The 26,377-nt window shown below is 37.3% G+C and carries 27 protein-coding genes and 4 pseudogenes; 17 read left to right on the top strand and 14 right to left on the bottom strand.

Going from position 1 to position 26,377, the window contains the following annotated elements:
• Positions 1-5: 5 nt before the first annotated feature.
• Positions 6-1,691, bottom strand: a complete 1,686-nt coding sequence (locus MKL51_RS18065) for an arylsulfatase (protein ID WP_002163163.1) — start codon at positions 1,689-1,691, stop codon at positions 6-8.
• Between the two features lie 373 nt (positions 1,692-2,064).
• Between MKL51_RS18065 and MKL51_RS18060 the strand changes: the two genes are divergently transcribed.
• From MKL51_RS18060 to MKL51_RS18050, 3 genes and pseudogenes are all read left to right on the top strand, one after another.
• The gene (locus MKL51_RS18060; RefSeq protein ID WP_002163160.1) at positions 2,065-3,411 is read left to right on the top strand and encodes an MFS transporter; all 1,347 of its coding nucleotides are present in this window, start codon (positions 2,065-2,067) and stop codon (positions 3,409-3,411) included.
• A 31-nt stretch (positions 3,412-3,442) separates the two neighbouring features.
• Positions 3,443-4,724, top strand: a pseudogene (locus tag MKL51_RS18055) (OprD family outer membrane porin).
• Between the two features lie 251 nt (positions 4,725-4,975).
• Positions 4,976-7,174, top strand: a complete 2,199-nt coding sequence (locus tag MKL51_RS18050) for an OsmC domain/YcaO domain-containing protein (RefSeq protein ID WP_002163180.1) — start codon at positions 4,976-4,978, stop codon at positions 7,172-7,174.
• 65 nt (positions 7,175-7,239) lie between these two features.
• Here the strand turns inward: MKL51_RS18050 and MKL51_RS18045 are convergent, their stop codons facing one another.
• From MKL51_RS18045 to MKL51_RS18030, 4 genes and pseudogenes are all read right to left on the bottom strand, one after another.
• Positions 7,240-8,910: a GMC family oxidoreductase gene (locus MKL51_RS18045; protein ID WP_002163166.1), complete on the bottom strand. Its 1,671-nt coding sequence runs from the start codon at positions 8,908-8,910 to the stop codon at positions 7,240-7,242.
• A gap of 27 nt (positions 8,911-8,937) precedes the next feature.
• Positions 8,938-9,315, bottom strand: a pseudogene (locus MKL51_RS18040) (alpha/beta hydrolase); the annotation flags it as partial.
• Positions 9,315-9,728: pseudogene (locus MKL51_RS18035) on the bottom strand (SDR family NAD(P)-dependent oxidoreductase); the annotation flags it as partial. The pseudogenes MKL51_RS18035 and MKL51_RS18040, both read right to left, overlap by 1 nt.
• A 65-nt stretch (positions 9,729-9,793) precedes the next feature.
• A complete protein-coding gene (locus MKL51_RS18030) occupies positions 9,794-10,753 on the bottom strand; it encodes a metal-dependent hydrolase (RefSeq protein ID WP_002163169.1) in 960 nt (319 codons plus the stop codon).
• Positions 10,754-11,279: 526 nt separating this feature from the next.
• On the opposite strand from MKL51_RS18030, the gene MKL51_RS18025 reads away from it, so the two are divergent.
• Entirely contained in the window at positions 11,280-11,900 is a 621-nt protein-coding gene (locus tag MKL51_RS18025; RefSeq protein ID WP_002163161.1) for a TetR/AcrR family transcriptional regulator, read from the top strand.
• 77 nt (positions 11,901-11,977) lie between these two features.
• Here the strand turns inward: MKL51_RS18025 and MKL51_RS18020 are convergent, their stop codons facing one another.
• A complete protein-coding gene (locus MKL51_RS18020; protein WP_002115337.1) occupies positions 11,978-12,700 on the bottom strand; it encodes a pirin family protein in 723 nt (240 codons plus the stop codon).
• Between the two features lie 606 nt (positions 12,701-13,306).
• Between MKL51_RS18020 and MKL51_RS18015 the strand changes: the two genes are divergently transcribed.
• The 3 genes from MKL51_RS18015 (at position 13,307) to MKL51_RS18005 (ending at position 16,291) form a co-directional block, all read left to right on the top strand.
• Complete coding sequence (locus tag MKL51_RS18015; protein ID WP_002163179.1) at positions 13,307-13,534, top strand: hypothetical protein; 228 nt, start codon at positions 13,307-13,309, stop codon at positions 13,532-13,534.
• A gap of 322 nt (positions 13,535-13,856) precedes the next feature.
• Complete coding sequence (locus tag MKL51_RS18010) at positions 13,857-15,176, top strand: NCS2 family permease (protein ID WP_002163170.1); 1,320 nt, start codon at positions 13,857-13,859, stop codon at positions 15,174-15,176.
• Positions 15,177-15,292: 116 nt separating this feature from the next.
• Positions 15,293-16,291: an adenosine deaminase gene (locus MKL51_RS18005; protein WP_002163181.1), complete on the top strand. Its 999-nt coding sequence runs from the start codon at positions 15,293-15,295 to the stop codon at positions 16,289-16,291.
• Between the two features lie 44 nt (positions 16,292-16,335).
• On the opposite strand, the gene MKL51_RS18000 is transcribed toward MKL51_RS18005, so the two are convergent.
• On the bottom strand, positions 16,336-16,893 hold the full coding sequence (locus tag MKL51_RS18000; protein WP_002163173.1) for a cytochrome b: 558 nt from the start codon (positions 16,891-16,893) through the stop codon (positions 16,336-16,338).
• Positions 16,894-17,133: 240 nt separating this feature from the next.
• Here MKL51_RS18000 and MKL51_RS17995 point away from each other — a divergent pair, with 240 nt between their 5' ends.
• Complete coding sequence (locus MKL51_RS17995) at positions 17,134-17,523, top strand: hypothetical protein (protein ID WP_002163174.1); 390 nt, start codon at positions 17,134-17,136, stop codon at positions 17,521-17,523.
• Positions 17,524-17,593: 70 nt separating this feature from the next.
• Complete coding sequence (rnhB, locus tag MKL51_RS17990) at positions 17,594-18,160, top strand: ribonuclease HII (protein ID WP_002163155.1); 567 nt, start codon at positions 17,594-17,596, stop codon at positions 18,158-18,160.
• A gap of 67 nt (positions 18,161-18,227) precedes the next feature.
• Here the strand turns inward: rnhB and csrA are convergent, their stop codons facing one another.
• The 6 genes from csrA to MKL51_RS17960 form a co-directional block, all read right to left on the bottom strand.
• Entirely contained in the window at positions 18,228-18,482 is a 255-nt protein-coding gene (gene csrA / locus MKL51_RS17985) for a carbon storage regulator CsrA (RefSeq protein WP_000906487.1), read from the bottom strand.
• Positions 18,483-18,728: 246 nt separating this feature from the next.
• Positions 18,729-20,009, bottom strand: a complete 1,281-nt coding sequence (locus tag MKL51_RS17980; protein ID WP_002115333.1) for an aspartate kinase — start codon at positions 20,007-20,009, stop codon at positions 18,729-18,731.
• A 209-nt stretch (positions 20,010-20,218) separates the two neighbouring features.
• A complete protein-coding gene (locus MKL51_RS17975; protein ID WP_000362184.1) occupies positions 20,219-20,434 on the bottom strand; it encodes a hypothetical protein in 216 nt (71 codons plus the stop codon).
• A gap of 1 nt (position 20,435) precedes the next feature.
• On the bottom strand, positions 20,436-20,693 hold the full coding sequence (locus tag MKL51_RS17970) for a hypothetical protein (protein ID WP_002163156.1): 258 nt from the start codon (positions 20,691-20,693) through the stop codon (positions 20,436-20,438).
• Positions 20,694-20,696: 3 nt separating this feature from the next.
• Positions 20,697-20,981, bottom strand: coding sequence for a hypothetical protein (locus MKL51_RS17965; RefSeq protein WP_000048743.1), 285 nt, complete (start codon positions 20,979-20,981; stop codon positions 20,697-20,699).
• Entirely contained in the window at positions 20,978-21,316 is a 339-nt protein-coding gene (locus MKL51_RS17960; RefSeq protein WP_005802796.1) for a DUF551 domain-containing protein, read from the bottom strand. Before MKL51_RS17960 ends, MKL51_RS17965 begins: the two co-directional genes overlap by 4 nt.
• A 55-nt stretch (positions 21,317-21,371) precedes the next feature.
• Between MKL51_RS17960 and MKL51_RS17955 the strand changes: the two genes are divergently transcribed.
• The 5 genes from MKL51_RS17955 (at position 21,372) to MKL51_RS17935 (ending at position 23,701) form a co-directional block, all read left to right on the top strand.
• Positions 21,372-21,773, top strand: coding sequence for a DUF559 domain-containing protein (locus MKL51_RS17955; RefSeq protein WP_002118340.1), 402 nt, complete (start codon positions 21,372-21,374; stop codon positions 21,771-21,773).
• Entirely contained in the window at positions 21,770-22,246 is a 477-nt protein-coding gene (locus MKL51_RS17950; protein WP_001277128.1) for a hypothetical protein, read from the top strand. Before MKL51_RS17955 ends, MKL51_RS17950 begins: the two co-directional genes overlap by 4 nt.
• Positions 22,218-22,472 carry a hypothetical protein gene (locus MKL51_RS17945; RefSeq protein ID WP_000861102.1) on the top strand — a complete coding sequence of 85 codons (255 nt, stop codon included), beginning with the start codon at positions 22,218-22,220 and terminating at the stop codon, positions 22,470-22,472. Before MKL51_RS17950 ends, MKL51_RS17945 begins: the two co-directional genes overlap by 29 nt.
• Positions 22,473-22,717: 245 nt before the next feature.
• A complete protein-coding gene (locus MKL51_RS17940; RefSeq protein WP_001017713.1) occupies positions 22,718-22,936 on the top strand; it encodes a hypothetical protein in 219 nt (72 codons plus the stop codon).
• Between the two features lie 213 nt (positions 22,937-23,149).
• Positions 23,150-23,701, top strand: a complete 552-nt coding sequence (locus MKL51_RS17935; protein ID WP_001984397.1) for a hypothetical protein — start codon at positions 23,150-23,152, stop codon at positions 23,699-23,701.
• A 174-nt stretch (positions 23,702-23,875) separates the two neighbouring features.
• On the opposite strand, the gene MKL51_RS17930 is transcribed toward MKL51_RS17935, so the two are convergent.
• Positions 23,876-24,109 (bottom strand): hypothetical protein, encoded by a 234-nt coding sequence (locus MKL51_RS17930; protein WP_000401164.1) that lies wholly within the window; start codon positions 24,107-24,109, stop codon positions 23,876-23,878.
• Between the two features lie 643 nt (positions 24,110-24,752).
• Here MKL51_RS17930 and MKL51_RS17925 point away from each other — a divergent pair.
• The 3 genes and pseudogenes from MKL51_RS17925 to MKL51_RS21065 all read left to right on the top strand — a co-directional run.
• On the top strand, positions 24,753-25,097 hold the full coding sequence (locus MKL51_RS17925) for a hypothetical protein (RefSeq protein ID WP_002118344.1): 345 nt from the start codon (positions 24,753-24,755) through the stop codon (positions 25,095-25,097).
• A gap of 208 nt (positions 25,098-25,305) precedes the next feature.
• Positions 25,306-25,542: a hypothetical protein gene (locus MKL51_RS17920; protein WP_000152665.1), complete on the top strand. Its 237-nt coding sequence runs from the start codon at positions 25,306-25,308 to the stop codon at positions 25,540-25,542.
• A gap of 662 nt (positions 25,543-26,204) precedes the next feature.
• A pseudogene (locus tag MKL51_RS21065) lies at positions 26,205-26,377 on the top strand (hypothetical protein); the annotation flags it as partial.

Genomic DNA, 26,377 nt, shown 5'->3' with positions numbered 1-26,377 from the left:
TTTCTCTACTTTTTGTTGTATTGCTCAAAATCCACAACACCATTTTCATCGGCATATCTTAAATATTTGTCATTTAAGACTTTGACGATCTCAGGATGTTCTGCATAAACATTATGTTGCTCATTAAAATCTGTTTTTAAATTGTAGAGCTCCCAGCCATGGCTCTTAAATTTAGAAGGTGAGTTTTCAATAAGTTTCCATTCGTCAGTTTTTGCGTAGCGGCTGCCATGCAATTCTTTAAAGTCATAATAATTAACAGGACGAATACGGGCAGTATTATCTTTAAACGCAGGAATTAGGCTAAAGCCCGACGGTTTAATTTTGGTGCTTGAAGTTGGATAAACCTGATTATTTTGAATCCCCGCTAGCTCCATCACAGTTGGGAATATGTCTCTGACTGTCGCAAAGTTATTGTTGATTCCACGTTGTTTGGAAATCTGCACAGGTGACTTAACAATAAATGGAACTCTTACTCCGCCTTCTGAAGCGGCTGACTTCCAGTGCGTAAATGGAGTGCTGCTCACTTCGGCCCAGCGTGGTCCCATGTAAACATATGAGCTAGCATTGCCTATATTTTCATAGCGATTGTCGGCATCACCCATTGGGAAATTGTGATCACCACCTTCAGCGCCGTTATCTGACATAAACACAATTAAAGTGTTGTCATATAAATGATGCTTTTTAAGATATTGAATGACATCACCCACGCGGTCGTCTAGCTGGGTAACCATGCCCGCATAAACTTCCATTTTACGCGCTTCATATTTGCGCTCTTGTGGGGTGAGTTCATTCCAGCTTTTGGTGCCTAAAGCTTGGTTGCCACGCTCTACTGGGTATTCTGCATTTGCAGGAATTAATCCTAATTGCTTTTGTCTAAGAAAGCGTTGTTTACGAATTGCATCGTAGCCTTGATCGTATTTACCTTTATATAAGTCGCTATAATGAGCAGGTGCTTGTAGTGGCCAGTGTGGAGCGGTATAGGCTAGGTAGGCAAAAAATGGTTTTTGCGCTTTATTTTTGTCTAAGTACTCAAACGCTTTTTGTGTAAAAAAGTCGGTTGAGTAATAGTTGTCTGGTAATGTAACCTTTTGACCATTTTCTGTGTATTGAGTATTACGCGGATAGTTTTTGGGTTGGTCTTTAAAGTGTAAATCGAAGCCATCGAGCAGAGCAAAAGATTGATCAAAACCACGGGCTTTAGGGTTTTGTTCGGGAGCATAGCCTAAGTGCCATTTACCGACCATGAAGGTGTAATAATCTTTCGTCTTTAAAATTTCTGCGAGTGTATAAGCATTTTGCGTTAAGTGGCCTGAATAGCCATCAATTTTGAGGAGTGCACGCGGGCTATCGGCGCCAACCAATTTTTCTTGTCGTTTTGAAGTTTCATACATCGCACCTAAACCTACCAAGTGGTTATCGGCACCTGTCATAAGCTGTGCACGAGTAGGTGAACACATTGATGAAGCATGAAAATTAAAAAGCATTTTTCCTTGCTTTAACAGGCTATCAATATGAGGGGTTTTAATTTCGCCGCCATAGGCGCTAATGTCTGAGAATCCAAGATCATCGGCCAAAATAATCATGATGTTAGGTGGTTGTTGATTTTTTGGAGGTGCTGCTTGCGCCGTGTAAAACAATTGGCTGGCAAAAAAAAGTCCCAATGTAAGCTGGCTTACTCTTTTGAGTTTCATAACAACAATCCTTTGATGTTTTAAAAATGCATCTTGCATTTCCTGGAAATAAACTGAGCTTTTTTTGGCTAAAAAATGCTCTGGAATCGATCATAATAGATTTTTTAATATGGATCCATAAAAATATTCAAGCATTCTAATTTTATGTTTTTAATAATTTTATACTTATATAATTTATGTGTTTATATACTTTTTAATAATCCGTTTATAATTTTAGTTGATTTTTTGGATCCAAATATTCAGTATAGAAAAAGAGCAGGATGCTCAAAAAAACAAATATTCCTCTAGGTCATTATGGATACGGATATGCATAACCACCCAATCGCTCATCTAGCAATGTCGTGTGTATGTCTTATCCAAGGGAGATACACAAATGGAAAGAGACGTTCTAAGTGAGATAAATCAAAACAATATGAGCCGCTATCAATGGTTCGTTATTTTGATCTGTATTTGTCTCAATATTATTGATGGCTTTGACGTGATGGTAATGGCATTTACTGCTCCATCCGTGTCAGCAGAGTGGTCACTTTCAGGCGCACAAATTGGCTTGTTGTTAAGTGCTGGCCTTTTCGGCATGGCTGCCGGTTCCATTTTTCTTGCACCTTTAGCCGATAAAATTGGCCGCCGTTTACTCATCATAGTTTGTCTTGTAATTGCAGGTCTTAGCATGCTGGGCTGTGCTTTTGTACAAAGCCATGGCATGTTGGCAGCACTTCGATTTATTACTGGAATTGGGGTGGGGGGCATCCTTGCGAGTAGTAATGTATTGGCAAGTGAATATGCCAATGCTCGCTGGCGCAGTCTTGCAGTGAGTTTAATGTCTACCGGTTATGGAATTGGCGCGACGGTTGGTGGAGTATTATCACTGGCATTGATTGAGCATTTAGGTTGGCGCTCAATCTTTTTAGCAGGAGGGGTTACTACCATTGCAATGCTGCTGATCAGCGCATGGTTATTACCTGAATCTTTAGATTACTTACTCGCGAAACGACCAAAACAGGCACTAGAACGAATTAATGCAACTGTAAATCGTATGGGGCTAAATGAATTACCAGTTATGCCGCGTTATGAAAAAATTAGTACGCAAAATGGCAGTGAAATGGGCAAATTATTTGCTGGACAACTTGGATTTCAAACGCTTTGTTTGTGGTTTGCATTCTTTTTAGTGATGTTTGGCTTTTACTTCGTGATGAGTTGGACACCAAAAATTCTTATTTCAATGGGTATGTCGCCACAACAAGGCGTAAGTACCGGTATTTTAATTAGTATTGGTGGGATTTTCGGGGCAGCCATTATTGGTTTATTGGCATCACGCATGAAAATCTTCTATGCCTTAAGCCTGTTTTTAGGACTAACCTCGGCATGTGTTTTCCTATTTGTCGCTGTCTCATCTCAAGTGAGCATTGCACTCATGGTGGGGTTATTACTTGGCACACTCATTAATGGCTGTGTGGCAGGTTTATATTCGATTTCTCCAACAATTTATGATGCTGAAATTCGTAGTCGCGGCGTGGGCTATGCAATTGGTTTTGGACGAATTGGGGCAATTTTATCGCCAACGGTTGCAGGCATTTTTCTGGATAAAGGTATAGCACCCGCAACACTGTATGCCTATTACGGTGTGGTGTTTATTTTGGCTATTTTCCTGATTTTAAGTTTGGGTAGTGCTTTTTACCGAAATAAGAAAGAGCAAAACTACTCTCTTAAAACAGCACCTTAATCCATTAAAAATTAAATAGTTGAGATAAAAAATGAAAAAGACACCATTGTGGGTGGGGGTATGCTTGTGCCCATTATTTAGTCAAGTTGTGCATGCTGAGTTTATTGCAGACAGTAAAGCTGAGCTGACACTACGTAATTTTTACTTTGATCGAGACTATAAAAAAGACCCATATCCCTATACAGCAGGCAGAGATTGGGCGCAGGGTCTAATTTTTAAAGGACAGTCTGGTTATACCGAAGGAACAGTTGGGTTTGGTGTTGATGTACTGGCAATGGCAGGTTTTAACCTAATGGGAAGCCGAGCTGATGACTATGCACGTAGTGGTTTATTACCAGTGAATACCGATAACTCGCGTGATGATTATTATGGAAAAATAGGTATTACAGGAAAGGCTAAATTTAGAAAAAATGAGCTTTTTGTGGGCGATTTAGTTCCACAATTACCGACCATTTTTTCATCGCCAGCGCGTTTGTTCCCTCAGACTTACCGTGGTATCCGTTTTGTTTCAAATGAAATTCCAAATCTTCAACTTGAAGGCTTTTATGTCGACGAAGTGCGTCAGCGCGACTCAATTCGTTATACCGACGTTGGAACAGACAATATCAATCATCGTTTTGACAAAGCAGCAACTACTGACTCATTTTATACGTTGGGAGGAAGTTATCAGTTAAAGGATTACCGTTTGCGTGCTTATCATGCTGAACTCAAAGACATTTACCAGCAACAATTTTGGGGTTTTAACGGCAAGCAGCCTTTAAATGGACAACTTAATTTTTTAAGCGTCGTGCGTTTTTTTTAATAGTGAGGAAACAGGAAGCAAAAAAATAGGAGAGGTCGATAACCGCCATATTAGTGGCTTATTTGGTTTGAACTATCAAAACCATACAGTTTCTTTGGGCTACATGCAGTCCTTTGGTTCAACTGGTCTGCCATTTTTGTCAGGAACTGAAAGTCCAGTCGTGCTTGATTTTATGAGTTCGGACTATTCAAATAAAGACGAAAAAGTCTATTCGATTCGTTACGAATATGACTTTAAAAATGCGCGGGTAGGTGATGTTTCATTAAACGGACTACGTTTTATGACTCGCTACGCAAAAGGTGAAAATATTGATTTATTGCAATATGGCGATCAGCGTTTTAAAGAAGAGTCGATGGAATTTGATTTGGGTTATAAAATTCCTGAAGGTAAGTTAAAAGGTTTGGGAATGCGAGCCCGTTTTTCTCACTACCGTAATGATATGCCTACTAATATGACATTCCATTCGACAAATGAAACACGTTTGAATGTCGATTACACCTTTAAATTTTAACGTTCAATATTTAACTAAATTCAAGACAAGTTAAAACATTGTGAGCAGCAATGTTTTAACTTTAGTTATCAACTGCACAAAATCCCTCTATAATACCGCCAATCTTATTAAAGCCACTTGAGTCTCTCATTAAATATATGGCTTTAATCTCTCATTTTTTAAGTCAATTTCTTCGCTGTGATTCGGCTTATTTTTCAATATTTAGAGTTTTATGTGTCTGTGCTGACACATAAAAATATTTAGGTGCCAGCATGGAAATCAAGGTTAATTATCTCGACAATCTTCGACAGGAAGCTAAGTTCGATGACTTTACGGTAATTGCCGATCAACCAATTCGCTATAAGGGTGACGGTTCGGCACCGGGCCCATTTGACTATTTTTTAGCATCATCAGCATTGTGTGCCGCTTATTTTGTAAAAGTGTATTGTGCCGCTCGAGATATCCCAACCGATAATATTCGTTTATCGCAAAATAATATTGTTGATCCTGAAAACCGCTATAAGCAAACCTTTAAAATTCAAATTGAATTACCAGCCGATATTTCAGAGAAAGATCGCCAAGGGATTTTACGTTCGATTGACCGTTGTACTGTTAAAAAAGTGATTCAAACGGGTCCCGAATTTATTATTGAAGAAGTTGAAAGCATCGACGCAGATGCGCAAGCATTGTTATTGCCAAGCCTAACTTCAGAAAGTCATACCTATATTCAAGGTAAAGACCTGCCATTAGAAGAAACCATTGCCAATATGTCTGCTATTTTGGCAAATTTGGGTATGAAAATCGAAATTGCATCTTGGCGTAATATTGTTCCAAATGTATGGTCGTTACATATTCGTGATGCTCAGTCTCCGATGTGTTTTACCAATGGTAAAGGTGCAACTAAAGAAAGTGCTTTAGCGTCTGCATTAGGCGAGTTTATTGAGCGTTTAAACTGTAACTTCTTCTATAACGACCAGTTCTGGGGTGAAGATATTGCCAATGCTGATTTTGTGCATTATCCAGATGAAAAATGGTTTAAACCGGGTCCAAATGGTGAATTACCTAAAGAAATCTTAGATGAATACTGTCTTGAGATTTATAACCCAGATGATGAGTTACTCGGCACACATTTATATGACACTAACTCAGGCAACGTAGAGCGCGGCATTTGCTCGTTACCTTTTGTGCGCCAGTCTGATGGTGAAGTTGTCTATTTCCCATCAAATTTAATTGAAAACTTGTACTTAAGTAATGGTATGAGTGCGGGCAACACTTTGGCAGAAGCCCAAGTTCAATGCTTGTCAGAAATTTTTGAACGTGCTGTTAAACGTGAAATTTTAGAAGATGAAATTGCACTTCCAGATGTTCCTGAAGACGTATTAGCAAAATACCCAAGTATTGTTGCTGGTATTAAAGGTCTAGAAGAGCAAGGCTTCCCAGTATTAGTTAAAGATGCATCGCTAGGTGGTCAGTTCCCAGTAATGTGTGTGACTTTAATGAACCCGCGTACGGGTGGGGTGTTTGCATCTTTCGGTGCGCATCCAAGTTTTGAAGTTGCTTTGGAACGTAGTCTGACCGAATTACTTCAAGGCCGTAGCTTTGAAGGCTTAAATGATTTACCACAACCGACTTTCCAAAGTAATGCGGTCACTGAGCCAAACAACTTTGTTGAGCACTTTATTGATTCAAGCGGTTTGGTTTCTTGGCGTTTCTTTAGCTCTAAATCTGACTATGACTTTGTTGAATGGGATTTTTCTGGCGAAGGCGAAGAGTCGAATGCAGAAGAAGCTGCAACATTGTTCGGTATTCTCGAAGAGATGGGCAAAGAAGTATATATGGCAGTATACGAGCACTTAGGTGCGACTGCTTGCCGTATTTTAGTACCGGATTATTCAGAAATTTATCTTGTTGAAGATTTGATTTGGGACAACACCAATAAGGCACTTTCATTCCGTGAAGATATTCTAAATCTACATCGTTTAGATGATGAGCAGCTTGAGGCATTGGTTGAGCGCTTAGAGGAATGCGAGTTAGACGATTACACTGAAATCACCACACTCATTGGCATCGAGTTTGATGACAATACAGTTTGGGGTCAACTCACTATCTTAGAATTGAAATTGCTAATTTATGTTGCTTTACAACAATTTGAAGAAGCAAAAGAGCTCGTTGAAACTTACTTGCAATATAACACCAACACCGTTGAGCGTGGCTTGTTCTATCAGTGCATGAATGTGGTGCTGGAAGTAATGTTAGATGAAGAACTAGAGCTTGAAGACTACCTGACTAATTTCCGTCGTATGTTTGGTGACACGCGAATGGATGCGGTATTAGGTTCTGTCGATGGTAGCGTTCGTTTCTATGGTTTAACACCAACAAGCATGAAACTAGAAGGACTTGATCGCCATTTACGTCTGATTGAGAGCTATAAAAAATTGCATGCAGCTCGTGCTAAAGCCGTGGCGATGTAATTTAGAAAGCGAAAGAAAAAAGCCTATTTTTTAATAGGCTTTTTTTTATAAAACAAATTTCTATTTTAGGCAGAAGCTTTAGTGATCTCTATGGTTTCTGCATCTGCTCTATAACCTTGTTGCTCATCCAAAGTATGTTTAGCCGGAATATAAGACATTGCGCGTTCTGCAAGAGCTGTAATGGTGAGACTTGGGTTAACGCCCAAATTTGCACCTAACATTGAACCATCTACAACATATAAGTTTTTATAGTTAAACACGCGGTTTTGTCCATCTACCACGCCACGTTCTGGACTTGAAGCAATTGCACAACCACCCATACAGTGGGCTGTAAAAGGTACGTTAAACAAAATTTCGGTAATGGTCGTCATCGGGTGACCATTAAACATTTTGGCAACTTTTTCGGTAAATGCATTGGCCTGTGGAATATACACAGGTAGCTTTTTACCTTCGCTCGATAATACTTTGCCAAAAGGCCAGAACCAATTACGTTTCAAGCGCATATTAATGGAGGCATCAGCTGTTTGCATCACCAAGAAGATTAAAGTTTGACGTGCAAAACTGACAGGATTACTCATGCGAAGGAAAATAAATGGATGGCAAATAAGTGCCCATAACCAAAAGAAGATACGCGTCCAACCCGGTTTACCTTTAGCCATGTAAGTACACATGAGGCCCATGGCATCTGAACCAGTTTGGTAACGCGTCGCTTCAATGTGAGTGTCATGGTCAATGTAAATACTTGAACCAATGGCAACACCTTTGCTCATGTCGACATCTTTACCAAAAAAGCGAACGCCTAAAATCGACTCGGCATTAGTACGAACCCGATTACCTAAATCATCAGAGATATTTGGCAGTGAACCAGACTGTTTTAAACGGAATAACATCTCTTGCGTACCCAAAGAAGATGCAGAGAAAATCACGTTACGAACACGCCATGTACGGCGTTGTTTGTTAAACCATGAGCTCGAACATTCAGTCGTAACTTCATAGCCATCGCTGCCATCGGCTTTACCATTGAGTGGTTTAACGCCAACGACTTTGGTTTCTTCGTAAACCTTGGCGCCATTTTTTTCGGCAAAGTACAAATAGTTTTTATCTAAGGTATTTTTTGCGTTGTGTTTACAACCTGTCATACAACCGCCACATGCCGTACAGGTTCCGCGGTCTGGACCTTCTCCGTTAAAATATGGGTCAGGGTAGGTCTTGCCACCTTCTTCACCTTCGGGTGGAAAGAAAGTGGCAACACGAGTGGGTTTAAATGTATGACCAACACCGACTGCTTCACCCATTTTTTTTAGCATATGATCGGCAGGGCCGAAAATTTTATTATCCGTCACACCAAGCATGCGTTCTGCTTCAGCATAGTGCTGCGGCATTTCATTTTTCCAGTCCGCGGCATCTGCCCACGTGCCTTCATCCCAAATATGTTCAGGTGGAACCAGTAAGGTATTGGCATAGGTGATTGAGCCGCCGCCTACAGCATTACCGCAAATAATGGTGACATGGCGAAAAAAACGCATGTTGAAATAACCGAAAAGTTTCATGCCCGGGCGCCAAATCCAGCGACGGGTATTCCAGTTATTTTTAGCAAAATCTTTAGCTTCCCAGCGTCGCCCCATTTCCATTACAGCAACAGAGTAGCCTTTTTCGGTTAGACGGCAAGCAGAAACACTACCACCAAAGCCTGAACCAATAATGAGGTAATCATAGTCATAATTGTTTGTTGTCATGCCGAGGACTCCTCTCTGGCGATATTTTTATATTGACTGTGTATGTTTATCAATGAATTGCCCAATGCGCTCAATCGAGTCATTAGATTCATTTAGTATACCCGCGTGGAACTGAAAAACATGTCCGACTCGGTCATAAACCTTCAAGATCGTCGGAATACCATACTTTTCGGTTTGTTCAGCGAGACGTTTTGCATCGTTTAATAAGACTTCTTCGGTACCGACATGAATTAAAACAGGTGGTAATCCAGTTAAGTCGGCATAGAGTGGGGAACAGGTAGCATCGGTTGCCGATTTTTGTCCGCAATAGTTTTTTGCACACCATGCTAACCAGTCCTCTGACAGCATCGCATCTTGAGCTGCATGAGTTTTAATCGTGCTTCCAGATAGGCTTAAGTCAACCCAAACTTGGGAACAAATGCATGACAACCATGAATAACACCCCAAAGGTTAATATTCATGACCCAGTTCCATTCTTCTAGGGTTAGCTCATCAAACTTGCCACCCAAACCCACACCAGCATTATTAATGACAAGAGTTACAGGGTGCCCAAGCAAGATTTCAGCAGTCTCAGCGAGATGGTTAACTTGTTCAGCATTACCCACATCACAACGCATAGCAAAAGCTTTTGCGCCTTCTTGTTCAAGAAGTTTTACTGTTTCTTCAGCAGCTTCGAGATTAATATCTGCACACACTACGCTACCACCACGTTTCGCAAGTTCAATTGCAAAACTTCGACCAATCCCACTGCCTGCACCCGTCACTACGGCATAAGCTTTTTGGCTTGGTTTAACTTTCTTTTTGCCAAATAAAATCATGATTCATCCATAAATAGCTTGAAGAGATACCAGCTACCTATTCGATAGCTGGAAATGCAGGACGATTAAGACATGCGTACTGGTGGGGTAAATTCTTTAACAAAGTAAGGAGCAATTGCGCCGCCTTCTGTCAGCAATTTCTTTTTGTAATACTCAAGATATTCAGTCGTATCATGATCATTTGGATGAAAGTCTGGGCGTAAGTAGTCAAGAATTTGACCAATCGTACTGCCGAAAACTCCGTCTTTTGGACCAAAGATTAAGCCTACACCACGACGAGCGTCCTTCCAGAATTTCAAGGTCAGCATCTCTTGTGGCTTTCTTAAAACAGGGACAAATAATGTAGTCGCAGGGATTAAACCTAAAATGGTAAATAGCGCGAGGAAGAAACCAGACGCACGTAGTGCATAACTACCATTTAACAGTTGATAGACATCATAGGCAATATCTTTATGCTCAGATTCTTCAAGCATATGCCACATCCAAAGTGCGCGGCTTTTTTCGTCATTTGAATAATAGAAGTTCTTTTCATGCTTCATCATGTATTCAGCAAGTACCGCAGTAAAATGCTCAATACCCGCCATCATTGATAATTTGAGTGGCTGTGGAAACTTTAAGAAAACATATTTAAAGAAGTTTGAGCCAAGAAAACGATATAGAGCGACAGGATATTCAGCATCTTGAAGGGCATCGTTATATTCATTGTGCAATTTTGAGTGAATTGCTTCTTGGCCAATCAACGAAGTTACTCGCTGCTTTAATATTGGATCTTTGATAAATTCACGGTGATGGCGAGCGGTTTCAATAACCAGATCTTCGCCATAAGTTAAAAACACCGAAAGTGTGGCAAAAAACAAAGTAGCAAATTGATTGTCCATATAGAATCTGACATCAATTTCTTTACCATCAAAACCAATATTTAAATGTCTGATCGGAATTGAGCTTTTGCTAGCAAAATCTGGTAGCTCAATTTCACGCTGAAATTTAAGTTTGTTAAATGATTTTTTAACTGCGGTCGAGATCATGGCGACACCCTGAAGCAAAGTAGTGGTGCATTTTGATGAAAATTAATAAACTCAATGATCAACAAAGCACTGTAAAATTCCATTTTCAAAAACAGATAATTCTCTGCATTGACTACGGTGTTGTTGCTCCGTTATTTGTTTGATTATTTGGCTGAATAACGGAAGAAGAACCGAGGCAGACAAAAGAGCTGCTTAAAGAGTCTTCTTTAATTTTTTCATATTAATCTGACATTATGTTCGGATTCAATTCGGGTAAATTTTTAAATATATAAAAGTATTTTATAGACATTCTTTGTAATAATAATTTTAAATAAATTTGATTTATATTTTTGAAATATAACAAATTAAATTTATTCCTGATCTCGGAAAATAGTAAATAAAAGCATCGATTGATTGATAAGTTGAGATCTGTTTTTCTCAGTTTTTCTGATTAAGTTTGACAACTATTCGGATTTTGTTTTTTTATTTCTACCGAGTTAGATTACATGCTAATCTGACTTTATGTTCGGATTATTGATTAGATCGTATGACTACGCGTAAACCTCGTCAAACTCGAGCCAAAGTCACTGTCGACACGATTATTGAAGCAGGTTTTATTGCAGTGGCACTTCACGGACCAAGTGGCACTACAACACGCCATATTGCAGAGATTGCAGGGGTGAGTGTCGGGTCTTTATACGAATATTTTAAAAATAAAGAAGAAATTTATGATGCGATGAATCACTTTTTTGTTCGGGAAATTCTGGACATGATTACAGAGCTTACACCGACGATTTTACAGTTGGAGTTAGAGCCTGTCATCGAAATGATTTTTTATACTTTTAGTGATTTATTAAAGAAAAATAACGACCGCTATTTGACTGTTTTGCGTTATGCAGGGGAGTTACAGTACGACAAATACATTCCCAAAATTGAACAGGCTTTAATGGAAGTGATCATGAAATATATGATGCACAATCCTAAATACCTAAAAATCAATAATTTGCCTGTAATTACCTACATTTGTATCAATAGTGGAATTTTTAATGTCGCACGGCATCTTATTTTGCCAAACCCTTATATTAGTTTTGATGAAATGGTGCAGGGGCTAACCACGATGATTATGAGCTATATCAATACAGAGATGGCACGTTCAGAAGAGCACTGAGCTGAGTTAGAATTTTTATAAGTCCGATCAAAAATAAAAAAGCCCTCGCATAAATTTTATGCGAGGGCTTAGTTACATTATGGCATGGTTGGAACTTCTTCAGGACGCATATCGAAAATCAAAATTTCGGCGTTATCACCATTGGTAAACGATAAACTTCCGCCTTCACGAATACGTGCAGCATCGCCAGTGTTAAATGTTTTACCATTTACATCAACACGACCTTTGGCAACGTGTAGGTAAACATATCGATCCTCAGGAATCACAAATTCAGCAGTTTCTTGACCATCAAAAAGACCTGAGTAAATATTAATGTCTTGTTTGATCGATAAAGTTTTCTCGCCACCTTTCGGTGAGATGATCAAATGCAATTTACCGCGTTTGTCTGCTTCATCAATATGAACTTGTTGATAGTCTGGCTCTGTATTCACTTCATTTGGAACAACCCAAATTTGCAAGAAATGAACGCCTTCTTGAGCTGAGTGGTTAAATTCACTATGAGCAACGCCACGACCTGCACTCATCAGCTGAATGTCACCCGGCACAATCACAGAGCCTGTACCCATCGAGTCTTTATGCTCTAATGCACCTTCCAGTACATAGGAAATAATTTCCATATTACGGTGAGGGTGAGTACCAAAGCCTTTAGATGGAGCAACGTTATCATCGTTAATTACAAGCAGATCCGAAAAACCAACTTGTTTAGGATCCCAATAGTTAGCAAATGAAAAGCTATGTTTTGATTGTAACCAACCATGATGTGCTGCACCACGCTCGTGAGATAAACGCATATCAAACATGATGTATTCTCCTGATTTAATTTTTTATCTGAGTACAGTTTATCGTAGCGTTTATTGGAATGAAGCTATGAAAATGGAAAGCTTGGTGCGATTTATAGAACGATAAAATTTGGACGTAATTTTGCTAGTCAACCAATAGAGTCAAAGGAGAAAAAATATTTTTTAAATGAGATGAAGATTTCTTTGAGATGAATTTTTACTTTTAAAGCTAAACAGGCAACATAGAAATTAGTCGCTAAAGAAACAATTTTAAAGAAAAGTACATTAACGAAAATAGCTCCTTTTTATTTCATTTAAAGCTTAGCAAATAAAAACAAATTTCAAGCCATATACACATTTGTCTATGCTCTATCTTTAAAATAACTTAAGAGTTAAAACCGATAAAAAGATAATATTAAAAATAACTAAAATAAGCTCTTATTAAATAAAGTTACTTTTCAATGGAAAAGTTTAGTATTTAGTAGGTTTTTTAATGATATTTTTAAAATAACTTTTATTTTCAATAATTTGAATAAGAGTGTGTTATTGTAAATAAATGTGAAAATATTCACAAAGCTATAATTTTTTGTTAAGATCATTAACATTAAAAACATAGAGATAATAATAATGATCAATAAAGTATTAATAGTGTTGTGTGTGGGTATCGTCTTTGTATTAGGGTATTGGGCTTATTTAGATACTCAAAATAAAAGACATCAAGAGCTAATGCAGATCATACAAGAAGCTGAAAAAAACCTGCAAAGTATCGAACGAAATCCGAATCATGCTCATCACAGCAATTTAGCTTCTTTTCATATGCAACAATATATAGGCGAGAAAAAAATTATTTTCTAACAATAACGAGCTATAAATTTCTAACTTTTTACAGTGTCATTGGTCATATCTTTTCATAAATTTTGATCATGTTTCTGTTGAATCTGTTAAACTTATTGAACGTATAGTAAAAAAGCTGCATAGGGGTTATGCAGCTTTTTTGTGTTTCAAGAGGGGCTGTGGTTGTTTGCTATGTATAAAGCTAGAAATCAAATGAGTGGCATATTTGTTGCTTCTTAAATTTGAGATTCTTGTTTATAGGACTGAACAGAAAAACAATATTGTTCAGCGACGTACATAGACGTAAATATTCCACAGTTCAGATTTTGCATAGAGGCTACTTATGGCGGCGCCCAATTCTTCGGCAGGCTGGTTAGAGCGTTTATTTAAGCTAAGCGACAATAAAACCACTTTCCGAACTGAAGTTCTTGCTGGTGTAACTACATTCTTAACGATGTGTTATATCATTATTGTCAATCCACTCATTTTATCTGAAACCGGCATGGATCATGGTGCCGTATTCGTTGCAACCTGTTTGGCAGCAGCAATCGGATGTTTAGTAATGGGGATCATTGCAAATTATCCAATCGCACTGGCCCCTGGTATGGGTTTAAACGCTTACTTTACCTACTCGGTTTGTATGGGGATGGGCGTGCCGTGGCAAACAGCTTTAGCGGCTGTTTTTGTTTCAGGCCTTGTTTTTCTTGCAATTAGCTTCTTTAAAATTCGTGAAGCGATTGTCAATGCGATTCCGATGTCACTTAAGTTTGCAATCGGTGGGGGTATTGGTTTATTCCTAGCACTGATTGCACTAAAAAATGCTGGAATCATTGTTGATAACCAAGCGACATTAGTCGGTTTAGGCGATATCAAACAGCCTACAGTATTATTAGCGCTATTCGGATTTTTAATGATTGTGGTTTTACACCAATTAAAAGTTCGCGGCGCAATCATTATTAGTATTTTAGTGGTTACGGCCATCGCTACTGCTTTAGGTTTAAATGAATTTAAGGGTGTAGTGGGTCAAATTCCTTCAATTGCACCAACATTCATGCAAATGGACTTTGAAGGTCTATTTACAGCAAGTATGGTGGGCGTCATTTTCGTATTCTTTATTGTCGACTTGTTCGACAGTACAGGTACTTTGGTTGGTGTTTCACACCGTGCAGGTCTTTTACAAGACGGTAAATTACCTCGTTTGAAGAAAGCATTATTTGCAGACTCTACTGCAATCGTTGCTGGTGCCGCATTAGGTACATCTTCAACTACACCATATATTGAATCAGCTTCAGGTGTAGCAGCAGGCGGACGTACTGGTTTAACTGCTGTTGTGGTTGCAGTCTTATTTATCTGCTGTTTATTTTTAGCACCTCTTGCTCAATCTGTACCAGGTTTTGCAACGGCGCCAGCTTTATTGTTTATTGGTGTGTTGATGATCCAAGGGATCACTCAGATTGATTGGGATGATATTACTGAAGCTGTTCCAGCATTTTTAACCATTGTATTTATGCCATTCACTTATTCAATTGCTGATGGTATTGCAATGGGTTTTATTAGCTATGCATTAGTTAAATTATTCACGGGTAAGGCAAAAACTGTACCGTACATGGTATGGATTATTGCTGCGCTTTGGGTATTTAAATTTATCGCGTTTGGCGGTTAATATGATTTTTTATAATTTTCTTCTTGAGCTATCTTAGACATAGTTTTCAATAAGAAGAAAATTATAAAAGGGTGTGATTTTGACCACACCCTTTTTTCTTTAGACGTGGAGTTAATATGAATCAAGTCGAGCTGATTCGCGCCTTACCAAAAGCCGAATTGCATGTGCATATTGAAGGGACTTTTGAACCTGAATTAATGTTTGCAATTGCCCAGCGCAATCAGATTCAGATTCCTTACAAATCTGTTGAAGAAGTAAAGCAAGCTTATAACTTTCATAATCTTCAATCATTCTTAGATATTTATTATGCTGGTGCAAATGTTCTTGTACATGAACAAGACTTTTATGATTTAGCATGGGCTTATTTTGAGAAATGTGCCGAAGATCATGTCGTTCACACAGAAATGTTCTTTGATCCGCAAACCCACACTGACCGTGGTGTTGCGTTCTCAACTGTGATTAATGGTTTAAAGCGTGCGTGTGCAGATGCCAAAGCTAAGTTTGGTATCAGCTCTCAACTGATTATGTGTTTCTTACGTCATTTAAGTGAAGAAGCTGCATTTGAAACACTTGAACAAGCTTTACCATTTAAACAAGACATTATTGCAGTCGGTCTCGATTCAAGTGAAGTAGGGCATCCGCCAGCTAAATTTGAACGTGTTTTTGCAAAAGCACGTGAAGAAGGTTTCTTAATCGTTGCTCACGCTGGCGAAGAAGGTCCCCCTGAATATGTATGGGAAGCTTTAGATCTACTTAAAGTGAATCGTATTGATCATGGTGTACGTTCTGAAGAAGACGAACAATTAATGGCGCGTTTAATTAATGAAAAAATGCCGTTAACGGTTTGTCCTTTAAGTAACTTAAAGCTATGTGTTGTTAAGGATATGAAAGATCATAATATCCGCCGTCTTTTACAAAAAGGCGTACACGTGACTGTTAACTCAGATGATCCTTCATATTTCGGTGGATATATGAATGATAATTTCTTTGCCATCCAGCAAGCTTTAGACTTAAACAATGATGAGTTGAAACAACTCGCAATTAACTCTTTTGAAGCCTCTTTCATTTCAGATGAAGAGAAACAAAAGTGGATTGCAGAAATCCAAAAAATCTAAATAAAAAAACCGCCCGAGATAGGCGGTTTTTTTATACATCGGGTTTATTTAGGTTGTTTAGTCATACTATTTAAAATATTGTCTTTATCAATAAAGTGATGTTTTAAAGCTGCAAGTACATGCCCAACAATAAGAAAACCTGCAAACCAAGAAATATAAATATGTAATGGTTTAACAATAGCTAAAAGCTCTGGGTTATCTTGCACTAAACGCGGAATTTCAAATAAATATAAAACAGGGGCAGGGTGACCAGCACTCCAACTAAACAAGCAACCAGTGACAGGTAAAGCCACTAAAATTACATAAAGGAATAGATGACCCACGTGTGCCAGAGTTTTCATCATCAGTGACATGGTGTCAGGTAGTTTTGGAGCTGGATGTGTATAGCGCCATAAAATCCGGATAATTACTAAAAAGATAATTGTGGTTGCAATGTTCTTGTGCAACGTAATCACATCACCTTTAAAGCTGCCATCAACGTCATAGCTTAAAAAATTTCCACTATAAAAGCCAATAACCCATGCGACGATGAAAATGATTGCCATCACCCAATGCAGAATTTGTGCGGTACGGGTGTAATACTGAGAGGAAGCAGCAGGCATAAAAGACCCTTTTTTTGTCGTTTTGATTTGTGATTTTAGGGGAAAGCGCAGATTTTGAGAAATGTTTTAAATGTGACAGAGCGTGCTAAAAACAGAACGTTTTACTGCATAAAAAAGCATTTGATGAGCTGGGTTTCGGTCGGCAAAATAGTTTGCATAAATGCATCAAATTATTTGTTTCTTCTAAAGTTGAGTTTAGGCACAATACGCGCTGCCAACGTTCAATCAAAGGAAAAAATGATGAAAAAATTGATGCTCGCTCTAGCACCAGTTGTTTTAGCTTTAACAGCATGTGCAACAACTACAGGCACTGCTACAGGTGCTGCTTCTGCACAAACCACAACTCAACAATTGGGAGTTGCTGCGTTAAAGGTTGCTGTAAATGCGAAATGTATTACAGAGATTAATAATGTCGCAGCTTGGAAAACAGCAACAAAATATATGACTGCTGAGCAACGTGATAGCATCCAAACCAATGTTTGTGGTTGTGTGAGCGAAAAGGCTCCAAACAGTGTGACAGCAGTAGAATTAGCTGCAGCTGCACTTGATGTAAATACACGTGCTACAATCGTAAACCAAGTGGTTTCTAAAACTGTAAATGCTTGTGTGGCAGAAGCTTTACAAAAGTAATTAATAAATTATGTGTTAAAGAAGGCTGATTACTATTGATCAGCCTCTTTTGTTTAAAGGTAGTGAGTTGATGTTTATTGCTGGTGTAGATGAGGCGGGACGGGGACCTTTAGTAGGTTCGGTTGTGGCAGCAGCCGTTATTTTAGATCCGAATAATCCAATTTTAGGATTAAATGATTCTAAAAAATTAACTGAAAAGAAACGTGAAAAGTTGTTTATTGAAATACAAGAAAAAGCCTTAGCTTGGTCAATTGCTGAAGCAACTCATGCTGAAATTGACGAACTAAATATTTTACAGGCGACTTTTTTGGCTATGCAACGCGCTGTTGACGGCTTGAAAACTCAACCTCAAAAAGTGATCGTTGATGGTAATCAAATTCCGAAAGGAATTATTATTCCTTGTGAAGCCATTGTTGGTGGAGATGCAAGCCATGCTGAAATTAGTGCAGCAAGTATCTTGGCAAAAGTGACACGAGATCGACAGATGGCAGAATTAGATCAGCAATATCCGTTATTTGGTTTTGCCAAACATAAAGGATATCCAACCAAAGCACATTTTGAAGCGATTGCCGTGCATGGCGTGATTGATCAGCATCGTCGTAGTTACGCACCTGTTAAACGTGCTTTAGGTCTATAAATACAACCACTTAAAAAATTTAAAGCGACTATAAAGTCGCTTTAATTAGGGAGAGAACAACTTCATACTAACGATTGAAGTTTTTCTGTGCATAATTATCATCTTCATAAGAAACTTGATAATCTTGATCAAGATGTTGAAGGTGTTCATGCATTGCACGTTCATGTTGAATACGTTGATAAATTTCTTCGCGATGAACAGAAACCTCTTTTGGTGCATTCACACCAATACGAACCTGGTTTCCTTTGACGCCAAGCACAGTAACACTGACTTGATCCCCAATCATTAATGTTTCCCCGACACGGCGGGTCAGAATCAGCATGTTTATCTCCTTGCTAAACGCTTAAAACTGCAATATTGGTACCCAAATAAAAAGCTCAACCTCAGTTTTCAGTCAGATTCTAACAAAAATATGAGAACAAAGTCATATTTTGATAATCTCTGCCAAAAAACTTTCCGTTTAATATAACAGAGCCGCTATAAAAAAAACTATAGCGGCTCTGTGTTTTCTTTGATTATTGTCGGACAAGTAAACATTTTTTAATGAATTCTTGACCGGTTGGTAAAATTAAGCGCGGGCGCTGCTTTCACCATGTTCACGATCCAAACCAAAAGCGGTATGTAAGCAGCGAACAGCAAGTTCAAGGTATTTCTCGTCGATAATCACAGAAACTTTAATTTCAGAAGTTGAAATCATAAGAATATTGATACCTTCATCAGCAAGGGCAGTGAACATTTTGCTCGCTACACCTGCGTGTGAACGCATACCTACACCAACGATAGATACTTTAACGATGTCATCACGTGTTGAAACTTCACGTGCGCCAATATTTTTAGCAGTTTCGTTTAAGATTTTTTCAGCTTTCGCTAAATCAACACGGTTTACAGTGAAAGTGAAATCTGTTGTGCCATCTTCTTCAACATTTTGCACTATCATATCGACTTCGATATTGGCATCACTTACTGGTGATAAGATTTTAGAAGCAATGCCTGGTTCATCAGGTACACCTAAAATCGTTAATTTTGCTTCGTCACGGTTAAAAGCTATACCTGCAATAATTGGCTGTTCCATAGTATCTTCTGCCTCAGTAGTAATGAGTGTACCAACATTTTCTTTAAATTCGTCGTCAAAAACGCCGTCGTCGTCATTATCAAAGCTTGATAATACACGTAAAGGAACTTGATATTTCCCGGCAAACTCTACTGAGCGAATTTGTAAAACTTTAGAACCTAATGATGCCATTTCTAGCATTTCTTCAAAAGAAATACGGTCGATTTTTTTGGCTTTAGGAGCAACGCGAGGGTCAGTAGTGTAAACACCATCTACATCAGTGTAAATCTGGCATTCGTCAGCTTTTAAAGCAGCAGCAAGAGCAACACCTGAAGTATCTGAACCACCTCGACCTAGTGTTGTGGTATTTCCATTAGCATCAAAGCCTTGGAAACCGGCAACCACAATAACACGGCCTGCATCTAGGTCATTGGTCATGACATCTGTATCAATAGACTCGATACGCGCCTTGGTAAATGCACTGTCAGTTTTAATACCGACTTGACGTCCGGTATAGGATTTAGCTTCCACACCAATCGAATTAAGTGCCATAGCTAACATGGAAATCGTCACCTGTTCACCGGTTGAAACCATTTGGTCTAACTCACGTGGGTCAGGTGTTTCGGTAATGGCTTTAGCGAGAGCAAGTAAGCGGTTTGTTTCACCACTCATTGCAGATACGACCACAACAACCTTGTGACCGTGATCATGCCAACGCTTCACACGACGAGCAACATTTAAAATGCGCTCGGGGGTACCCATAGAAGTACCGCCATATTTTTGAACGATTAATGCCATATCGCCTAAACCCTTATAATTAAACGGGAAAAGTATATTCTTGCTTCCTTGGTTTCATTATATGTACACCATTATGTACATAAATGAAATTGCTGAGTTTATCTAGCAAGCCGTGATTCGGCGGACAGTATATAGTAACGTAAATATGCTAACAATCATTGATCTGGACTAATTTCATCAAGTTTGCTGATTGTTAGCTTCGGTACAACTTATATAGCTTTTTTTAGTTGCTTTTTTTGCTGGCATTCTTCCTCCCACTTCATTACATCAGTAGCGAGGTATCTTTTCATTGTCCCGCCTTCAGAACTTAATGCTGGGGCTGGGAATGGAATCCCCCAAGGTGTGTTAATTTCCCACCGATTAAGTGTGCGTTTAGTAATATGAAACATCTCACACACATTGTTAGATGTCAGATATTTATCCACATTAGCCCTCCTTACTTTCCGCTTTAACTTCTAACTGGATGCCTTCATATGTGCCATCACCCCCACAATTCAGACAGTGTGTATATATGCCTAAACCATCCCCATCAGGACTAAAGTTTTCAAGTAATGAAACATCTATAAATTCAGTACCGCCAATTGGCTTCGTATGAATATGAGGGGCAAGGCCGTAATAGGGGAAAATGCATTCACCGTTCCCGTCATCACAAAAATTACATGTTTTAACTTTTAATCCACTCATCCTTTAGTTCCTCAACTCATTACGTTCTTTCTTCAATTGACGCAAAAGGTTGTGAAGAGTAACGGTTACAGCTTTATCTAGACTTTTGGTTGAATGAAACTCTGCTAGTTGAGACAGTGCTAAACCAAAAATGTGATATGCAAAAACTTTTGCAGCTTCCGGATTGTTTTTGAGAAGCTCCTCAGTACTTGGACAAATGATTTCTTCAAAAATATGAAGAGCCACCTGATCCGGAGTACCTTCAATACGGCTAGGGTTCAAATTAACTTCACCAATAACTTTGCTCATTGTTCAGCTCCCGATACGTTTGGCACACTATGAAAATGCATCCAATGTGAAGGTGGATCATTTTGATAGTTTGCCCATACGCTATTTAAATCCTCATCAATAGTCATATAGTCTTGTTCTGGGGTGACATCAGGAGCATCTGCCCAACAAATAAGTACCATTATGTCAGTAGGTGGCAATTCATCAGTCACGCTAATCCACGTTGGAACTTTGGATTTCATGAAATCTACGGCTTTCTTCCACATTGGAGCTAAGAAGTTCAATTGAAAACCTAGTTCAAAATTATAAGCACGATGCCCATGCTTCAAGCCTTTTTGGCGATCAAGATAAAGCACGAGTTTATAACTGCTTTGCTAATCAGTTGGAAAATTTGCTGAAAGGTGGTGCTTGATGTCATCAGTCAGCATTGCTGAATACCGCAAGTTATTTCCGATAAAGAAAAATAAAAAGCGGCGTTCAGCAAAGCAAGTTGCCAGACAACCAAGTGTGGGTGAAATGGTTCTGGCAACGCATTTAAGAGCATGCAAGATCGGTTTTGAACAGGAATATAAGTTCCATCCTGAACGCAAATGGAGAGCAGATTTTTTAATAAAGGGTACAAAGATTTTGATTGAGGTAGAAGGCGGGATCTGGAGCGGAGGCCGTCACACAAGAGGCAAGGGCTATTTAGGGGATATGGAGAAATACAACTCCGCAGCAATGATGGGTTTTACAGTTTTACGGTTCAGTACAGAGCAAGTGAAAGCAGGCGTGGCGATTAAACAAATTGAGCAATTGGTAGGTGAAAAATGAGTGCAGTTTTAAAAACCCAACAAATGGATTGGTCTAAATATACTATTGACGGTTGGTTAGAGCAGTTTGGCGCATGGTGTGAAACAGTTAGAATGAAAGGGGGTGATTTGCCAGATGGGCTTCATATCAATCAAATTTACTGGTTGATGCGTGAAGCTGGCAAAGAAGTACAAAAAAGTAAATCTTATATTCGATGTGAGATCAGTGATTATGAGGCGGATCAAATTCAAGCACTTTTACGAAGTCTATTAAATTCTGATAAAACAGATTTTACAACTAAGTTTGCATTAATTTGTTTAATTAAAAATAAGGTTGAAAATAAAGGATTGTTGAAGGTTGCTCAAGAAACAAACCAATCTAAAGCTCAGGTCGCAATTATGGTGAGTTGCGCTAGATTTTATTTATTAGGTCATGATAAAAGATTAAGACAAAATGGAGGTTCAAATGAAAACATACACTGTAAAACTATATGAAGGCGTTAGTCGGGAGAAAGTTAATGAAACTTTGAAATACTACCCTGATTATTTTGGTAAAATATCAATAATTACAAATGTAATTAATAATAAATTGCAATTAACACTAAAAGCATTTGAAGGAATCGACGTTATAACTGCCAATGATCTAATGATTAAAATCGTTGAACGTTTAAAAGCTTCTCAATTAGTAGAAAAGCATAATTTAGACTTGTTGACTGTCTAGACGCTTTATGGCATATTTTTGATATAGTGGACAAAGTTATAAGCGTTGCACCAATTTGTTTTAAAAGCTCACTTAATCGTGGGCTTTTAATTAGGATTTGAAAAAACATGAAATTTATCGTATATTAAACTTACTATATGATGTCTATTTCCATTATAGTGTTTTTCAGTTGAAAAGCTTAGTCCGTACTTTCCCCAAGGTACGGATTTTTTTTATTTTTTGCTATATAGTCCAGGCTGGTAAAAATGAATATCTGTGTTGGTGGTGAATTAGATGGGCAAGTGATCGAAAAAGAAGGCAGATTACTTAAGGCTTCTGACATTGATCCATCATTCAAAACTGAGTACTACAAGCAAGTTTTTAACCGTGACAACATTAATTATCATTTTTGGCTACCAATAGGGTCCAACTTGCATGAAATGTCAAAGCGAGTTTTGGATATTTTGAGAGCATCAAAAAATTAAGCTTAAAGTATATTGTAAATACATCTTCTAACTTGTATGATATGTCACAAATACTGCGCTGAAAGTTTTTTGTTTTTTGACCCGTTTCTTTTTAGAAGCGGGTTTTTTAATTTTTCTTTATGTATTTAAATTAGATGAAAGTATATGTTGCTTTTATTAGGTAGCTTATTGTTTACTTCGCATTAAAATTATTCTTTCTAAGAAGTTAATAAAATGAAAAATTATTTAATAGGGTTAGTTATTACTTTGGGTATTAGTGGATGTGTATCTATACCGTCCATAGACTTTTCGCAGCAAAAAGTTGAAAGGTTTAATCCAGTTAAAAATTGGATTAGTGTTGATACCGCTCCAGTCAAGGATATGCCAAATGGCAAAGAAATCTTTAAATTGAAAGGGGGAAGTGAAGTTTATGTATTCTGGTACCAAGATGAATGGGCGTTATTAAATCCAAATATGGATAGACAACAATGGATTGATACTAAATATTTGTGCAGTTTTGCTGGTTGTTATACTCCACCAGTCACCTATAGATATTCAAAAGGGAGTTTTGATAACAGGCAGCCTGTTTACTCAACTCCTCAAAGAGAATCAAAAGGCTATAATAATACTAGAACTAGAAGTTCTGCTACTACACGGACTCCAAGAAGTTATAGTAAAACGACTAATAACTCTTGTTACTGCACATCTGGAACTTATTGTGTTGGGCCTAGAGGTGGACATTACTGCCTTAATAGCACAGGTTCAAAAAGATATCTTCCACGATAAACTGTATAAGCTTTAAGAAGCTCTGCTAAATATCGATTATTGGCGGGGCTATTTAATTGTTAAGTATTTCTGTAAGATCTGAGTGTTGCTTTAAACAACAATAAACCTTAATGATCAGCGCAAAAGTCATAAGGGGAAAGCCTACTTGAAAGAGTAGGCTTTTTTTATGAGAAATCATTCAAGTTCAAGTTGATTGTCATCCTTAGTAACTTTTATTTTTAATTTTTTGTATTTGCGTTTGTTTGGATCTAAAGCGGAGTTTGATACTTCATCGGCAAATTTAGGATTCTGCATTAATTTGTAATAGGTTTTATACCCAATACGAATTCTAGTTGGTGGGCAGTCAGTTCTTTTTGAGTAATATTCAATCTGCGAATTTAATTCGTCTAAAAGTGTTTGGTGTTCCATTGTGTTATTGATTTTGGCAGTTAGGTAAACTAAGGATACTGTAATTTACAAAATCAAGCAGAAGTAATTGATACACATTGTGTTTATTGGTTGTAATGGTTAGTGCATTAATAAGATTAAATGTGACTTATTTAACAAAAAAAAGTGTTGAGTGAAATTTAATCAAAATGTCACATGGCTGGTTTAAATTATATTTATAAAAATAAAAATGATAGAAGATTGCAACGGACAATAACTATGCAAGCATGATTCTCAAACGATTGAATTAAGCTGACTCTAACAAGTTGGCTTTTTTTTAGCTATCGATTTTTAAATGTGCTAGCCGGGAAATACGGCAAAGCCTCACTATTGATTAGTGGGGGCTTTTTCTTTTTGTGTTAAGCTGATCTCCATAATTTTATGGATTAGTACAATGTTTATTTGCGTTGATGGTGAGCTCAATGGGCAAGTGATAGAAAAAAGGGGTGTTAAGAACAAAGATGTGTATAAATATTAGTAAATTATAAAATTATTAAATAAATTCAAATATTTAAATTAAAAATAAGTGATAAAACTTTAACAATATTTACGTACGTGATGAATTTAGTAACTCAAATAAACATTATTTTAGACGGATAATTATAAAAAACGGAGTACAAATGTCATGAATAAGAATGTAGAGCTAATAAATTACATTGATGTAGCTGAGACAGTTTACGAACGGGTATATGAAAATAATAAAATTTCAAATAATTTGATTGTTAATCTAAATCGCATTATGGCTGAGATAAAGAATCAAGCTGCAGAAAAAAGACTCAAATTGAAGTACAGCTCAATAGACTTTGAACATTGTTTAAGTTTGCCTTTAGCTGATCGCAAAATAAAAGTAGATTTAAGCCTTATACCTCATTTTGAAGATCGTGAAGAAAGTATTTTGTGGTTAACTAACTTTATTGGAAAAATTTGTGTGCCCAGAAAGATGCAAAGACAGAAAAAAAATCTTCATTAAGTACCTGTGAATTTTAGATGAACCGCCCTTAAAGCGGTTTTTTATTGCTAGTAGAATATTTAAGGTATCTTTTCTAATAGGCACATACTATTGAAGTGTATTTTATTTATTTTTTAGATTGAAAAGATTGCTATTTAAGTAATTTAAATATAAAAATCTTTATTGATTGAGAGTAGTTGTTATACAGGATATTTATAAGGATTTTAAAATGACAATTATCACATTGCTCGATGTTAAGACGAAGAAGAAGGTGATAGTTCGGTCCGTAATAGACCCAATAGCAAGAATAGACAAAAAAGGGAATATACAAATTATTCAAATTCATAAATGGCTATATGATGAATCTGGAGATTTCGTTGATGAAGACTTATATGAGGCACTCAACAATGGAGAAGTTGGAATATACATAACTTTGCAGTATATGATCATTAATATTGAAAATTAATTATTTTTTATTTTTAGTCAGTTTGAGTTCTTACTCTCTAGAGCCTAATGGTTACTACACATAAGACCTTATTAAGTATTACCTATTGATGGGCACATATTCTTTATAACTCTTGATAAGTAAAAAAATTATGTAGGCTAAAAATAAAACTATTTAAAAAGAAATCTTTATCTATTTAAATATGAATATTTGATATTTTTAATTCAATCCCTATTGCTAGTGCTTAAATATTATGCCAATATGAAGTTGGAGATATTTCCGAATAGATATTTCCTATTTCAGGTCTAAGCGTTTTTTTTCGCTAAGCCCATTTCTGAATAAAAATAGGAAGTGGGCTTTTTTATTTTTAAATATTTCAGTATTATCAGTGTGTTGCTTTAAGTAACACTAAACCTTATTGATCAGCGCAAATATCAAAAAAAGGGGGAGCTTGCCTACTAGGCAAGCTTTTTAAATTGATAATTTAAACACAATAATCCATTTTAAAGCTCAATAGAAAAATCAAACTTCCCTAGCTTTTATTCGTACTAATTTATTGAATATAATCGTTTTTATAATTTTTAAAATTTCCTTAAACTAAAAATGGAAAATTTCTTGTTGCAACATTGTTATAATAGGATTACCTTAAGAAAAATACTTTATAAAAATGAGGAGCTGCTGAAATGCCACAGTATCTCATGTTTGCGGAAAATATTTATAACAAAATTAAAGATGAGGAATTGTTTTCACATGACTGTATTGAAAATATGAACTTACTTATGACATGTATACGCAGAGAAATTGAGGGAACAGAATTTAAATTAAAATATAATTTTATTGATTTTGTTGAATTGTT

It is taken from the genome of Acinetobacter sp. AOR18_HL (assembly GCF_027855145.1).
GTDB classification, from domain to species: Bacteria; Pseudomonadota; Gammaproteobacteria; order Pseudomonadales; family Moraxellaceae; genus Acinetobacter; species Acinetobacter pittii.
The sequence above is the reverse complement of the archived record's forward strand: the minus strand, read 5'-3'. Positions and strand labels throughout refer to the sequence as shown.